The organism is Xenophilus sp. Marseille-Q4582 (assembly GCF_916700565.1).
Lineage (GTDB): Bacteria > Pseudomonadota > Gammaproteobacteria > Burkholderiales > Burkholderiaceae_C > Xenophilus.
Genome location: NZ_CAKAKO010000002.1, coordinates 348,571 through 362,257 on the forward strand (window position 1 = coordinate 348,571; position 13,687 = coordinate 362,257).

Annotated in this window: 15 protein-coding genes; 2 read left to right on the plus strand and 13 right to left on the minus strand. The window is 69.2% G+C overall.

Annotation, left to right across the window (positions count from 1 at the left end; genetic code table 11):
- Nucleotides 1-8: 8 nt before the first annotated feature.
- Together LG388_RS06940 and purE are read right to left on the minus strand one after the other, a co-directional pair.
- The gene (locus LG388_RS06940; protein WP_225782136.1) at nucleotides 9-1,205 is read right to left on the minus strand and encodes a 5-(carboxyamino)imidazole ribonucleotide synthase; all 1,197 of its coding nucleotides are present in this window, start codon (nucleotides 1,203-1,205) and stop codon (nucleotides 9-11) included.
- On the minus strand, nucleotides 1,202-1,744 hold the full coding sequence (gene purE, locus LG388_RS06945) for a 5-(carboxyamino)imidazole ribonucleotide mutase (protein WP_225782137.1): 543 nt from the start codon (nucleotides 1,742-1,744) through the stop codon (nucleotides 1,202-1,204). The genes LG388_RS06940 and purE overlap by 4 nt, the downstream gene beginning before the upstream one ends.
- A gap of 96 nt (nucleotides 1,745-1,840) precedes the next feature.
- Here purE and LG388_RS06950 point away from each other — a divergent pair, with 96 nt between their 5' ends.
- Together LG388_RS06950 and LG388_RS06955 are read left to right on the plus strand one after the other, a co-directional pair.
- Nucleotides 1,841-2,761 carry a tetratricopeptide repeat protein gene (locus LG388_RS06950; protein ID WP_225782138.1) on the plus strand — a complete coding sequence of 307 codons (921 nt, stop codon included), beginning with the start codon at nucleotides 1,841-1,843 and terminating at the stop codon, nucleotides 2,759-2,761.
- Nucleotides 2,762-2,885: 124 nt separating this feature from the next.
- The gene (locus LG388_RS06955; RefSeq protein ID WP_225782139.1) at nucleotides 2,886-3,356 is read left to right on the plus strand and encodes an META domain-containing protein; all 471 of its coding nucleotides are present in this window, start codon (nucleotides 2,886-2,888) and stop codon (nucleotides 3,354-3,356) included.
- A 113-nt stretch (nucleotides 3,357-3,469) separates the two neighbouring features.
- Here the strand turns inward: LG388_RS06955 and LG388_RS06960 are convergent, their stop codons facing one another.
- The 11 genes from LG388_RS06960 to def all read right to left on the minus strand — a co-directional run bounded on the left by LG388_RS06960 (nucleotide 3,470) and on the right by def (nucleotide 13,533).
- A complete protein-coding gene (locus LG388_RS06960) occupies nucleotides 3,470-4,378 on the minus strand; it encodes a phosphoribosylaminoimidazolesuccinocarboxamide synthase (protein ID WP_225782140.1) in 909 nt (302 codons plus the stop codon).
- Nucleotides 4,379-4,483: 105 nt separating this feature from the next.
- Nucleotides 4,484-5,371, minus strand: a complete 888-nt coding sequence (locus LG388_RS06965) for a fructose bisphosphate aldolase (protein ID WP_225782141.1) — start codon at nucleotides 5,369-5,371, stop codon at nucleotides 4,484-4,486.
- A gap of 114 nt (nucleotides 5,372-5,485) precedes the next feature.
- A complete protein-coding gene (gene pyk / locus LG388_RS06970) occupies nucleotides 5,486-6,931 on the minus strand; it encodes a pyruvate kinase (protein WP_225782142.1) in 1,446 nt (481 codons plus the stop codon).
- 206 nt (nucleotides 6,932-7,137) lie between these two features.
- Nucleotides 7,138-8,331 (minus strand): phosphoglycerate kinase, encoded by a 1,194-nt coding sequence (locus LG388_RS06975; RefSeq protein ID WP_225782143.1) that lies wholly within the window; start codon nucleotides 8,329-8,331, stop codon nucleotides 7,138-7,140.
- A gap of 490 nt (nucleotides 8,332-8,821) precedes the next feature.
- Nucleotides 8,822-9,175: an AzlD domain-containing protein gene (locus LG388_RS06980; RefSeq protein WP_225782144.1), complete on the minus strand. Its 354-nt coding sequence runs from the start codon at nucleotides 9,173-9,175 to the stop codon at nucleotides 8,822-8,824.
- The gene (locus LG388_RS06985; protein WP_225782145.1) at nucleotides 9,172-9,912 is read right to left on the minus strand and encodes an AzlC family ABC transporter permease; all 741 of its coding nucleotides are present in this window, start codon (nucleotides 9,910-9,912) and stop codon (nucleotides 9,172-9,174) included. Before LG388_RS06985 ends, LG388_RS06980 begins: the two co-directional genes overlap by 4 nt.
- A gap of 246 nt (nucleotides 9,913-10,158) precedes the next feature.
- On the minus strand, nucleotides 10,159-11,130 hold the full coding sequence (gene fmt, locus LG388_RS06990) for a methionyl-tRNA formyltransferase (protein WP_225782146.1): 972 nt from the start codon (nucleotides 11,128-11,130) through the stop codon (nucleotides 10,159-10,161).
- Nucleotides 11,127-11,303 carry a hypothetical protein gene (locus LG388_RS06995; protein ID WP_225782147.1) on the minus strand — a complete coding sequence of 59 codons (177 nt, stop codon included), beginning with the start codon at nucleotides 11,301-11,303 and terminating at the stop codon, nucleotides 11,127-11,129. Before LG388_RS06995 ends, fmt begins: the two co-directional genes overlap by 4 nt.
- Nucleotides 11,304-11,306: 3 nt before the next feature.
- Nucleotides 11,307-12,395: an IS5-like element ISCte5 family transposase gene (locus LG388_RS07000; protein WP_225781276.1), complete on the minus strand. Its 1,089-nt coding sequence runs from the start codon at nucleotides 12,393-12,395 to the stop codon at nucleotides 11,307-11,309.
- Between the two features lie 82 nt (nucleotides 12,396-12,477).
- The gene (locus tag LG388_RS07005) at nucleotides 12,478-12,972 is read right to left on the minus strand and encodes a hypothetical protein (protein WP_225782148.1); all 495 of its coding nucleotides are present in this window, start codon (nucleotides 12,970-12,972) and stop codon (nucleotides 12,478-12,480) included.
- Between the two features lie 27 nt (nucleotides 12,973-12,999).
- Entirely contained in the window at nucleotides 13,000-13,533 is a 534-nt protein-coding gene (gene def / locus LG388_RS07010; protein WP_225782149.1) for a peptide deformylase, read from the minus strand.
- Nucleotides 13,534-13,687 lie beyond the last annotated feature (154 nt).

A 13,687-nucleotide genomic window follows, 5' to 3' on the forward strand; every position in this document is an offset into this window, starting at 1 on the left:
CGGCGGGTTCAGGCGGTCGAGTCCGCCAGGCCCAGCAGGCGAGCGGCCTGGGCGGCGGTGGCGCGCACCTGCGCCACGTCGGTGCCGGTGATGTTGAGGTGGCCCATCTTGCGGCCGCGGCGCGCCTCGGTCTTGCCGTACAGGTGCAGGTGGGTGCCGGGCAGGGCCAGCACGCGGTCCCAGGGCGGCTCGGTCTGCTGGGGGGAGCCCGGTGCGAACCACAGGTCGCCCAGCAGGTTGAGCATGAGGGCCGGGCTGTGCAGGCGCGGCGCCACCAGCGGCAGCCCGGCCAGCGTGCGCACCTGCAGGTCGAACTGCGAGACGTCGCAGGCGTCCAGCGTGTAGTGGCCGCTGTTGTGTGGGCGTGGGGCCATCTCGTTGACGACCAGCGAGCCGTCCTCCAGCGCGAAGAACTCGACGCACAGCACGCCCACGTAGTCCAGCCCGTCGGCCACCGACACGGCGGCGGCCACGGCCTGCTGCGCCAGCGCGGGCGGCAGCACCTGCTCATGCACTTCGGTCACGGCCAGGATGCCGTCCCGGTGCAGGTTGCGCTGCACCGGAAAGTGCACGCTGCGGCCGTCGGCGCTGCGCGCCACGATCACCGAGCACTCGGCGGCCAGCGGCAGGCGCTTTTCCAGCACGCAGGGCACGCCGCCCGTGGCTTCCCAGGCGCGGGCCAGTTCCTCGGCCGTGTGCACGGTCTGCTGGCCCTTGCCGTCGTAGCCCAGGCGCGCGGTCTTCAGGATGCCGGGCAACAGCGTGGCGGGCACGGCGGCCAGGTGCGCAGCGCTTTCGATCACGGCATAGGGCGCGCAGCCCACGCCGCTCGTGGCGGCGCAGCGCGTGAAATGCGCCTTTTCGAGGATGCGGTCCTGCGCGATGCCGACCGCATGGGCGGCCGGCGCCACGGGGCGGTCGCCGGCCAGCGAGGCCAGGGCCTGGGCCGGCACGTTCTCGAATTCGGTGGTGATGGCGTCGGCCAGCTTCGACAGGCGGGCCAGGCCGTCTTCGTCCAGGTAGTCGGCGTGGATGTGGTGGTGGCTCACGCGGCCGGCCGGGCTGTCCGCGTCGGGGTCGAGCACGGCGGTGAAGTAGCCCATGGCTTGCGCGGCATGCACGAACATGCGGCCCAGCTGGCCGCCGCCCATCACGCCCAGCGTGCTGCCGGGCAGCAGGGGCGAGGTGACGGTGGCAGGGCTCACAGCGCGCCTCCGCCCTGCGGCGAGAAGGGTGACACCGCTTCGGCGGCCACGGGCGGCAGCGTCATGGCGGTGGCGGCTTCGGTCTGCTCCGCGCGGAAAGCGTCGAGCCGAGCGCGCAGCGCCGGGTCGTTCACCGCCAGCATGGCCACGGCGAACAGCGCCGCATTGGACGCGCCGGCAGCGCCGATGGCAAAAGTGGCCACGGGCACGCCCTTGGGCATCTGCACGATGCTGTAGAGCGAATCGACGCCTTGCAGGTGCTTGCTGGCCACCGGCACGCCCAGCACGGGCACCGTCGTCTTGGCGGCCAGCATGCCCGGCAGGTGGGCCGCGCCGCCGGCGCCGGCGATGATGGCCGCCAGCCCGCGCGAAGCGGCGCTTTCGGCATAGGCAAAGAGGGCGTCGGGCATGCGGTGGGCCGACACCACCTTCGCTTCGTGGGCAATGCCGAATTGGGTCAGAATCTCGGCCGCATTGCGCATCGTCTCCCAATCGGAGTTCGAGCCCATGACGACGCCGACCTGGATGGTTTCGCTCATAGGTTGGAATTCTACGTTTGGCCCCCAGCTTCACGGATGGCGCGGCCCCTTGGCCTTCCGGCCGGCGCCGCCTCTTCCCATCGCCCTGCCGCCACCATGATCGACATCACCCTCGACAACTTCCAGACCGAACTGGTCGAAGCCTCGCTCACCACGCCCGTGCTGCTGGACATCTGGGCCGAATGGTGCGGCCCCTGCAAGCAGCTGGGCCCCGTGCTGGAGAAGCTGGAGATCGAGTACGAGGGCCGCTTCAAGCTGGCCAAGCTGGACGCTGACAAGGTGCCGCAGCTGTCCAGCCAGCTCTCGCAGATGTTCGGCGTGCGCAGCATTCCCTTCTGCGTGATGTTCGTCGGCGGCCAGCCGGTGGACGGTTTCGTGGGCGCGATCCCGGCCGAGCAGATCCGCGAATTCCTCGACAAGCACGTGCCGGGGGCCGAGGAACTCGAAGCCCAGCAGCAGGAAGAGGAAGCCCAGGAAGCCCTGGCCGAGGGCGACACCGACGCCGCGCTCGAAAAGCTCCAGCATGCCGTGGCCACCGACCCGGCCAACGACGATGCACGTTTCGACTACGTCAAGCTGCTGCTGCAGCTGGGCCGCGAGGACGACGCCAAGGTGGCCTTCGCACCCGTCATCGACCGCCGCGCGCTGGTGCGCCGCTTCGATTCGCTGCAGCGCTGGATGGACGCCATCGACGCCGCCGGCGACCCCAGCCAGTGGGCGCAGCGCCTGGCCGAGGCCGACGCGAAGATCGCCGCGGCCAAGCGTGACTTCGACGCGCGCTTTGCGCGTGCGCAGCTGCTGATGGCGCAGCAGCAATGGACGGCGGCCATGGACGAGCTGCTTGAGATCCTGATGCGCGACAAGGCCTGGAACGAGGACCTGGCGCGCAAGACCTACATCGCGATCCTGGACGTGATCGAGCCGCCCAAGCCCAAGGTGGCCGAAGGCCAGATTCCGCCGGACGATCCGACGGTGGCGACCTACCGCCGCCGCCTGTCCAGCGTCGTGCTCAGCTGAGCGCCGGCCCATCCGCCCCGGATGGGCCGGCCGTCCTGCCGGTCTTGGGGCCGGGCGCGCGGAGGGCGACGTTAGGATGCAGGCTCTGTCACATCCTGACGCATCCACCGACCTTTTCGCCGCCATGCGCCTGCTTCTTCGCCTCTTCCAAGAACGTCGTGTCGCCGCGCCCGCGGCCTGCGTGCTGACCCTGGCGGCCCTGCTGGCCGGTTGCAGCAGCGGCATCAGCCTGGACGAGCCCATCGAGGGCCCGCTGTGGCGGCTCGTGCAGGTGGGCGACATCCGGCCGGTGCCCGGGCCGGACGCCAGCCGCGATCCGCACGTGCAGTTCGACCTGCAGGGGCGGGTGACGGGCTCGGGCGGTTGCAACCGCCTGTCGGGCGGCTTCACGCGCAGCGGTGCGCAGCTGCGGCTGAGCCAGCTGGGCGCCACACGCATGGCCTGCGCCGACGCCACCCGCACGGCCACCGAGACCGCCTTCTTCCAGGCGCTGCAGACCACCGCCAGCTACCGGCTGGCCGGGCCGGGGCAGCTGGCGCTGCTCGACGCGGGCGGGCGCACCCTCGCGCGGCTGGAGTCCGCGACCGGGCGCTGAGTCGCCGAGGCGCGCTGCACCTCTCCTGAGGCCCAGGCACAAAAAAAGGGCGCCCCACCTCGCGGTGCGGCGCCCGGTTGGCATTCGGGACGGTGACGGGGCCCGCTGGCGGTTCAAGCCGTCAGCCGCTCCAGCGCCTCGCGGTACTTGGCGGCGGTCTTCTCGATCACCTCGCGCGGCAGGCGCGGCGCGGGCGGGGTCTTGTCCCAGGGCTTGCCATGGATGCGCACGGCCTCCAGCCAGTCGCGCACGAACTGCTTGTCGTAGCTGGGCGGATTGGCGCCGCTGGCCAGCGCTTCCTCATAGCCTTCCACCGGCCAGTAGCGCGAGCTGTCGGGCGTGAGCACCTCGTCCATCAGCACCAGCCGGTCCTGGTCGTCCAGGCCGAATTCGAACTTGGTGTCGGCAATGATCATGCCCTTGGTGAGCGCAATGGCGGCCGCGGCTTCGTAGATGGCGATGCTGGTCTCGCGGATCTGCTGGGCCAGGGCGGGGCCGATCATCTGGACCACGCGCTCGTAGGAGATGTTCTCGTCATGCTCGCCCGCGGCGGCCTTGGCCGCCGGCGTGAAGATGGCCTGCGGCAGCTTCTGCGAATTGCGCAGGCCCTCGGGCAGCGGCACGCCGCAGACGGCGCGGCCTTCCTGGTATTCCTTCCAGCCGCTGCCGGCCAGGTAGCCGCGCACCACGGCTTCGACCGGGATCGGGCGCAGGCGCTTGACCAGCATCGAGCGGCCGGTGACCTGGGCCACTTCACCGGGCTGCACCACGCTTTCGGGCGCGTCGCCGGTCAGGTGGTTGGGGCACAGATGGCCCAGGCGATCGAACCACCACAGCGCCATCTGGGTCAGGATCTCGCCCTTGCCCGGAATGGGCTCGCCCATGATGACGTCGAAAGCCGACAGGCGGTCGCTGGCCACCATCAGGATGCGGTCGGTGCCCACGGCATAGTTGTCGCGCACCTTGCCGCGCGCGAGCAGGGGCAGGCTCTGGATGGAGGAGGTGTGGACGGTGGTCGTCATGGCAGTTCGGCAAGGGCGGGGCAGCGCGCATTGTGCGCGCAGAAAAAAGCCACCGCAGCGGGTGGCCGGTGCGCAGGCCGGGGCAGGCCCCGGCCACGCCTTTTCTCAGGCGATGGAGGCCTGGTAGATCGACTCGACGGCCTTGTCCAGCGCGGCGTTGAACTCGGCATCGCTCTGCTGGGCCGACAGGCCTTCGGTCAGCGCGCGGCTGAAGCTGGCGATCACGCCGGGGTTCTTCGCCAGCATGGCGTTCGATTCTTCACGGCTGTAGCCGCCCGACAGGGCCACCACGCGCACGACCTTGGGGTGCTTCACCAGCTCGGTGTAGAAGCCGTCCACGCTCGGGATGGTGAGCTTGAGCATCACCTTCTGGTCGGCGCCCAGCGCGTCCAGTTCCTTGAGCAGGGCCGCCTTCAGCAGGGCTTCGGCTTCCTTCTTGTCGGTCGCCTTGATGTTCACCTCGGGCTCGATGATGGGCATCAGGCCGGCCGCCAGGATCTGCTTGCCCACGGCGAACTGCTGCGCCACCACGGCGTCGATGCCCTTGGCATTGGCCGCGTGGACCACCGAACGCATCTTGGTGCCGAAGATGCCCTTCTTCACGGCGCGCGCCAGCAGCGCATCCAGCTGCGGCATGGGCTTCATCACCTGCACGCCGTCGGCTTCGTCGGCCAGGCCCTTGTCCACCTTCAGGAAGGGCACGACCTGCTTCTTTTCCCACAGGTACTGGGCCGCGTCCTGGCCCTCGAACTGGCGGTCCATGGTCATTTCGAACAGGATCGCGCCCAGCACGCGCTCGCCGGTGAAGGCCGGGCTGCTGACGATGCGTGCGCGCATGGCATGCACCAGGTCGAACATCTGTGCTTCGTCCTTGTACGCCGACTCCTCGACGCCGTAGAGCTTGAGCGCCTTGGGCGTGCTGCCGCCGCTCTGGTCCAGCGCCGCGATGAAGCCCTTGCCCGTGGAAACCTTCTTGAGTTGATCCTGATTCACTGTGTCGCTCTCTGGTGGGGGTGGATGCCGCCGCGGCGGCACGAGGTCAACCGGCGATTGTAGAAGGACCGCCCGTCGACGGGCTCCCAGAGCCCGCGAACTGACTGCCGCGTCCTACGCCGCGCGACAGATCTTGAGCATGTTGGTGCCGCCGGGCGCGCCCATCGGCTCGCCGCAGGTGATGGCGTACACGTCGCCGCTTTGCACGATGCCGCGCTTCTTCAGATGCGCCTCGGCGCGCTCCAGTGCGGTGTCGCGGTCGGTTTCCGAATCCATCAGCAGCGGGCGCACGTTGCGGTACAGCGCCATCTTGCGCTGCGTGGCCAGCCGCGAGGTGAGGGCGTAGACCGGAATGTGCGCCGCATGCCGGCTCATCCACAGCGGCGTGGAGCCCGATTCGGTCAGTGCCACGATGGCCTTGGCGCCCAGGTGGTGCGCCGTGAACAGCGCGCCCATGGCGATGGACTGGTCGATGCGCGTGTAGTGGCCGCGGAAGTCCAGGTCCAGCGACGGGTCCTCGGCCTGCTCGGCGGCTTCGCAGATGCGGCTCATCTCCTGCACCGTCTCCAGCGGGTAGCGGCCCGAGGCGGTTTCCGCGCTCAGCATCACGGCGTCTGTGCCGTCCAGCACGGCATTGGCCACGTCGCTGACCTCCGCGCGCGTGGGCACCGGGTTGGCGATCATCGACTCCATCATCTGCGTGGCGGTGATGACGACCTTGTCCATCTCGCGCGCCAGGCGAATCATCTTCTTCTGCAGCGCCGGCACGGCGGCGTTGCCCACTTCCACCGCCAGGTCGCCACGCGCGACCATGATGCCGTCGCTCGCTCGCAGGATTTCCTCGAGCTTCGGGATCGCCTCGGCGCGCTCGATCTTGGCGATCATGCTCGGCTTGTGGCCCCATTCCGCGCCCGCCACGTTGCACAGCTGGCGCGCCATTTCCATGTCGGTGGCGTTCTTGGGGAAGCTCACGGCCACGTAGTCGGCCTGGAAGCTCATGGCGGTCTTGATGTCCTCCATGTCCTTGGCCGTCAGCGCCGGGGCCGTGAGGCCGCCGCCCTGGCGGTTGATGCCCTTGTTGTTCGACAGCTCGCCGCCGAGCTTGACGGTGGTGTGCACCTGCTCGCCGCGCACCGCATCCACCGTGAGCACGATCAGGCCGTCGTTGAGCAGCAGGCGGTCGCCGGGCTTCACGTCGCGCGGCAGGTCCTTGTAGTCCAGGCCCACCGCGTCGACGTCGCCGGGCTCGGTGCGCGAGGCGTCCAGCGTGAACTTGGCGCCCGGCTCCAGCCAGACCTTGCCTTCGCCGAACTTGCCGACACGGATCTTGGGACCTTGCAGGTCGGCCATGATGGCCACTTCGCGGCCGGCGACGCGGGCGGCCTCGCGCACCATGGCGGCGCGGGCGATGTGGTCCTGCGCGGTGCCGTGGCTGAAGTTCAGGCGCACCACGCTGACCTTGTGCGTGATCATCGCCTCCAGCATCTGGGGCGTGCTGGACGCCGGGCCCAGCGTGGCGACGATCTTGGTGGCGTGGCGGGGCAGGCGGTCGGGATTCATCGGGCTTGTCTCCTCTGGCTCGGCCCGTCCTCCCATGACGACAGCAGCCGGCGCACGGCCATTTTCACATGCAGCAATGACAAATCACGATACGGCCGCGCGGATCAGGGCCATGCGGGCAAGTGGCCGCCATCCGGGCATCGCCAGACCGGCCAGGCGCAAAAAAGCCCGCACACGGCGGGCTCGCATCGGGAGCGCGGCGGTGATCAGCCGGCGGCGCGCTTGGACAGGATCTCGAAAGCCGGCAGGGTCTTGCCCTCCAGCACTTCGAGGAAGGCGCCGCCGCCCGTGGAGATGTAGCCCACGTCCTTCTCGATGCCGTACTTGGCGATCGCGGCCAGCGTGTCACCGCCGCCGGCGATGCTGAAGGCGCTGCTCTCGGCGACGGCGCGCGCGATGGCCTCCGTGCCCTTGGCGAAGGCGTCGAACTCGAACACGCCGACCGGGCCGTTCCAGACGATGGTGCCGGCCGCCTTGAGCTGGGCCGCCAGGCGGGCTGCGGTCTTGGGGCCGATGTCCAGGATCAGGTCGTCCGCCGCCACATCGGCCGCGGCCTTGACGGTGGCTGGCGCGTCGGCCGCGAAGGCCTTGGCCGTGACCACGTCCTCGGGGATCGGCACCTCGGCGCCGCGCGCCTTCATGGCCTCGATCACGGCTTTGGCCTCGCCGACCAGGTCGGGCTCGGCCAGGCTCTTGCCGATCGGCAGGCCGGCGGCCAACAGGAAGGTGTTGGCAATGCCGCCGCCGACGATGAGGCCGTCCACATTCTTGGCCAGCGATTGCAGGATGGTCAGCTTGGTGCTGACCTTGGAGCCGGCCACGATGGCGATCAGCGGGCGCTTGGGCTGGGCCAGCGCCTGGGTGATGGCGTCGATCTCGGCGGCCAGCAGCGGGCCCGCGCTGGCGGTCTTGGCGAACTGGGCGATGCCGTAGGTCGTGGCCTCGGCGCGGTGGGCGGTGCCGAAAGCGTCGTTGACGTAGATGTCGCACAGCGCGGCGAGCTTCCTGGCCAGCGCCTCGTCGTTCTTCTTCTCGCCCTTGTTGACGCGGCAGTTCTCCAGCAGCACGACCTGGCCGGGCTGCACCTGCACACCGTCGACCCAGTTCGAGACCAGCGGCACCTCGCGGCCCAGCAGCTCACCCAGGCGCTTGGCCACCGGGGCCAGCGAGTCCTCGGGCTTGAACGCACCCTCGGTCGGGCGGCCCAGGTGCGAGGTCACCATCACGGCCGCGCCGGCGTCCAGCGCCATGCGGATGCAGGGCACGGAGGCGCGCACGCGCGTGTCTTCGGTGATGTGGCCGGCGTCGTCCTGCGGCACGTTGAGGTCGGCGCGGATGAAGACGCGCTGGCCGGCGGCCTTGCCTTGGGCACACAGGTCGGAGAAGCGGAGAACGTTCATGAATGAGGGGCCTGGAAATGAAAAAGCCGTGACGGCGCGCCGCGCCGCGATGGCGGGCATTGTAAAAAGCCCGCCGGCGTGGCCCGTCCGCCACAGGACAGCATTCAGAACGTGTTCAAGGTCTCGCAGGGGTCGCGTTGGAGCGCAATCGGGATGAGTTCGCAGGCCGGTCGCGCCGCATGGACTTGTGTCCATGCAAGCGAACGGCCGAAGAAATCGCCCGCCCGCACAGCCGGTCGGCTGTGCGGCCGTGCCGGCCCTGTCAAGGGACGCCCACGCGAATGCGTGGGCGGCGCTCCAACCCGTAGGGCAGCCGCCTTGCCGGGCGTCCTGCGGCGTTGCGCTGCTTGCTCGTAGATCACTACGAGCGGCGCTGCGCGCCTTGCAGGCCCACCCGGCAAGGGGGCTGCGCGGCCCCTGGGAAACCTTGAACACGTTCTCAGAGCCCCTGCGTGTCAGCTTTCGGCGCACGCGCTGCGCCCCGGCGCTGCTACCAGCCCAGCCCCAGGTGCAGCGGCAGGTACACGGCCATGCCCACCAGCATGGTGCCCAGCACGCCGCCGCGCCAGAAGTACCAGGCGGCGCCCACGGCCGCGGCATACGGGCGCGCGTCCTGCCAGGTGCGGATCAGCTCGCCCTGGGTCATCACGATCTCGGGCGCGATCACCGCGGCCAACGCCGCGACCGGCGCGTAGTGCAGCGCGCGGTGCGCCCATTCGGGCAGGCCCCAGGGCCGGTCCATGATGAAGAAAAAGCAGCGCGTGAGCACCGTGACGGCCGTCAGGCCGCCGATCACGGCCAGGGTCCACAGGTCGGTGACGCCGGCGGTGGCGGCCGCGCTCATTTCGCGTCCTCCGCGTCGGCGTCCAGGCCCCGCTGTTTTTCGAGCCAGAAGCACAGCAGCACCGCCACGCCGATGCCGGCCACGATGTTGAGCTTGAGCGGCAGGGAGAAGGCCGCCACGGCCGTCGCCGCGGCGATCAGGGCCGCCAGCATGCGCAGCCGCGTCGTGGCCATGGAGCACACGATGGCCACCAGGCTCAGCACCCCCGCGAAGCCCAGACCCCATTCCATGGGGATGAAGTTGGCCAGCGCGATGCCCGCGAGGCTCATGCCCATCCAGGTGAGCCAGTTGATGGCGTAGCCGCCGGTCAGGTAGGCCTCCTGCTCCTCGTGCTGCGAAGGCAGCACGCCGGGCGTGGGATAGCGGCGCGTGAACATGGCGTAGCTCATGTCGGCCGTCAGGTAGCCATGCAGCAGGCGCCGCCAGCGCGGCATGTGCATGAGGTAGGGCCGCAGGTGCAGGCTGAACACCACGAAGCGCAGGTTCACGCAAAAGCCCGTGGCCAGGATCACCCAGGCGGGCGCGCCGGCAATGAGCAGCGGGATGGCCGCCAGCTGCGAACTGCCCGCGAACACGAACAGCGTCATCGCCACGGCCTCGACCACGCTCATGCCCGACTTGAGCATGGCCACACCCGTCATCAGCCCCCAGGCGCCGATGCCCAGGGCCACGGCCGCCATCTCGCGCCAGCCCTCGCGGAACGCCGGGTGGCGCCGGATGGAAGGGGAGAGGAACATGTCAGCGCCGCCCGGCCGCCCGCAGGCGCTGACGCGCCCCCGTGGGGGGCAGCGGACCTCGCGAAGCGGGGGAGCGTGGGGGTGGTGCCATGTCAGCGCCGCCCGGCCGCCCGCAGGCGCTGACGCGCCCCCGCGGGGGGCAGCGGACCTTGCAAAGCGGGGGAGCGTGGGGGTGGTGCCATGTCAGCGCCGCCCGGCCGCCCGCCCGCAGGCGCTGCAATGCAAGAGAGGGCGAGGGCCAGGCATTCAGGCTTCCGGCCGGCCGAACACCTGCCCCGCCTTCACGTCGAAGCCGCGCAGGAAGTCCGCTGCGGACAGGCGTTTGCCGCCCGCGCGCTGCAACTGCGTGAGCCGCAGCACGCCGTCACCGGTCGCCACGTCGATGCCCTGCGGGCCGGCGGCCAGCACGTGGCCCGGCGCGGTGCCGGGCGCGGCCATCGACGGCGGCAGTGCCTGCGCGGCCCAGAGTTTCAGGGTCTCGCCGTCCACCGCGGCCAGGGCGCCGGGGAAGGGGTCGAAGGCCCGGATGCGCCGCGCCAGCACTGCGGCCGGCTGCGTCCAGTCGAGGGCCGCCTCGGCCTTCTCGATCTTGTGGGCGTAGGTGATGCCCTGTTCGGGTTGCGCCACGGGTTTCAGCACCCCGGTCTCGGCGTCGCGCAGCGCCTGCACGATCAGCCGGCCGCCCTGCGCAGCCAGGCGGTCGTGCAGCTGCGCCGTGCTGTCCTCGCCGATGGCGAGCGATTCGGCCAGCAGCATGTCGCCGGTGTCCAGCCCTTCGTCCATCTGCATGATGGTGACACCGGTTTCCGCGTCACCGGCCTCGATCGCGCGGTGGATGGGCGCGGCGCCGCGCCAGCGCGGCAGCAGGCTGGCGTGGATGTTCAGGCAGCCGAGGCGGGGCATTTGCAGCACCCACTGGGGCAGGATCAGCCCGTAGGCGGCCACCACCATCACGTCGGCGTGCGCGGCTTGCAGCGCCTCGCGCGCGGCGCGGGCCTCGTCGGGGTACTTGCCGTCCAAGCGCAGGCTGCGCGGCTGGGCCACGGGCCAGCCCTGGCCCACGGCGTACTGCTTGACGGGCGAGGCCTGCAGCTTCATGCCGCGGCCGGCCGGCCGGTCGGGCTGGGTCAGGACCAGGGGAATCTGGAAACCGGCCTCGTGCACGGCCTGCAGCGCGACACGCGCGAATTCGGGCGTGCCCGCAAAAACAACTCTCACAGCCAGGTTCGCCGGTTTTCTTCTAGCAGGCCGTTGAAAAAATGCTCATCGAACGCGCCAGGGTCGTGGATTTCGAAGAAACGGATCGCCCAAACTGGCCTGCGCAGCGATTGGAGCGGCCATTTCGGCCTGTTTGCAGGCCGTTTTGCCCGTTCCGGGCGCACGTATCCCATGGTTCACGCATGATGCGCGTCCCACCAGCCGCCCAGACTGCCCATGCGCACCAGGTTGTAGGTGGCAAAGCACAGCAGCGCCTGGCCCGCGAGCTTGGCCTGACCGATCAATTTGGTCTTGGCCAGACCACCCACTGTCTTGATCCAGCCAAAGGCCTCCTCGATGCGCTTGCGCACTTTGAGGCTGGTCTTGTAGCCCTCGTGGCGCCGGATGCGGCCATCGACCGCCGAGTGCTTGTCCTTGGCCGCCACGTGTGGCGTGACTTTGAGCTTTCGGCAGCCCTTGATGAAGGCCTGGCTGTCGTAACCTTTGTCGGCCCCGACCGTGGCCCGCTTGTTCTTGTTTCCCCGGCGTTTGAGCATCGCCAGCGCCGCCTCGCGCTCGGCGGTGCCACTGGCATGTGTGATCTCCACATCCACGATCAGCCCGTTGCGGTTCTCCATGAGGATGTGCCCCATGTGGCACAGGCGAGATTTGTCGCCCGCGCTCTTCTTGAACAGCCGGGCATCGGCATCGGTGGTGCTGGCGTGGGTGTCGTTGCAGCGCTCCTGCCCTTTGAAGTTCACCTCGGGGTTGCGTCCGGGTGGCGTGCCGCTGTCGTCGTCTTTGCGTTTGAAACTCTTGTGCGAGGCCCAGGCCTCAATCAGCGTGCCGTCCACGCTGAAGTGTTCGTCGCTGGCAAGCCGGCCCCACTGGGCGCTGAGCTTGACGCGCTCGAAGAAGGCGCGCGCCAGGTCTTCGTTGAAGAGGCGTTCGCGGTTGGCGCTGAAGGTGGAGTGGTCCCAGACCTTGTCTTCAATGTTCAGGCCCACGAACCAGCGGTACAGCAGGTTGTAGTTGACCGCCTCGACCAGCTGGCGTTCGCTGCGGATGGAGAACAGGATTTGCAGCAGCAAGGCCTTGAGCAGCATCTCCGGCGGCACCGAGGGGCGGCCACGGCGGGCGTACACCGCTTCGAACTCGCTGTTCATGCTCGACAGCAGCGCATCCACCACGGCGCGCAACTTGCGCAGCGGGTGTGCCGCTGGCACTCTTTCTTCAAGGCTGATGTAGCTAAACATCGCCCCCTGGAAGTCTTGGTTGCCTCTCATCTTTCTTGTCGCAGTTGTTCCGGGATGGCTTCAGATCGTAGCGGCCGACGCGGACGCTCGCAGGGGATTTTTCAACGGCCTGCTAGGGTCGGCCGCCGTTGGGCGGCACGAAACGCAGGTCGTCGCCCACGTGGTAGCGCCGCACCACGCCCTGCGGGTCGAGGTAGATGAACAGCAGCCGCGGGTTGTTCAGCTGCTTGTAGCGCCACTGCCAGACCGTGCCTTCGAAGGAACTCACCTGCGAAACCTCCTCGGGCCGGCCGTAGGTGCGCAGCACATCGGGCACGCGCCATTCATCCACACGGATGTCGTGCGCGAAGCGCCCTTCGTCCAGCACCTGGGTCACGGCGGCCACGCGGCCCTGCGCGTCCAGGTCGACATTGCTGACCTCGAAGCCCATGGGCTGGCGCGAATACTGCAGCCGCTCGCCGCCCTGGGCCAGCGGGTAGCGGGCCGTCGGGGGGCCCAGCTTCTGCAGGGCTTCCTCGCGCGAGCTGCCCGGCGCCAGCCAGGTGGGCTCGGAAATGCAGCCGGCCAGCAGCAGGCCGAGGGCGGCGGTGGCGAAGAGGGCTTTCATGAGACGGCGGTTCGGACTGAGGGGTCGTCAGGCTTCGGCCCGGCGCCGCGCCTGGCGTTCGTCGTCGCGCTGCTGCTTGAGCAGCTTAGTCTTGATGCGGTTGCGCTTGAGCGGCGAGAGGTATTCGACGAACACCTTGCCCAGCAGGTGGTCCAGCTCATGCTGGACGCAGACGGCCAGCAGGCCCTCGGCTTCGATCGTGCGCGAGTGCCCCTGGGCGTCCAGCGCCCGCACCTTCACGGCGGTGGAGCGCTCCACGCCATCGTAGATGCCGGGCACCGACAGGCAGCCTTCCTCGTTGACCACCTTCTCGGGGCTGGCCCAGGTGATCTCCGGATTGATCAGCACCAGCGGCTCGTTGCGCTCTTCCGACACGTCGATCACGACCACGCGCTCGTGCACGTCGATCTGCGTGGCGGCCAGGCCGATGCCGTTGGCGTCATACATGGTCTCGATCATGTCGGCCACCAGGGTCCGGATGCGCGCGTCCACTTCCTGCACGGGGCGGGCCACCGTGTGCAGGCGCGGGTCGGGGTAACTCAAAATGGTTCGCAGGGCCATGAATACGGACGAAGTTGTGGCTATTTTCGCCAAATCCAGCCCCGTCATGCCGTCGGACACGCGATTGACGTTGCCGTGCGCGGGGCTTCAGCGCAAAATCGTTGCAAATTGTGAGTATTTGTTCACCTCTCGAATCGCGCAGGCGTTGCGCGGT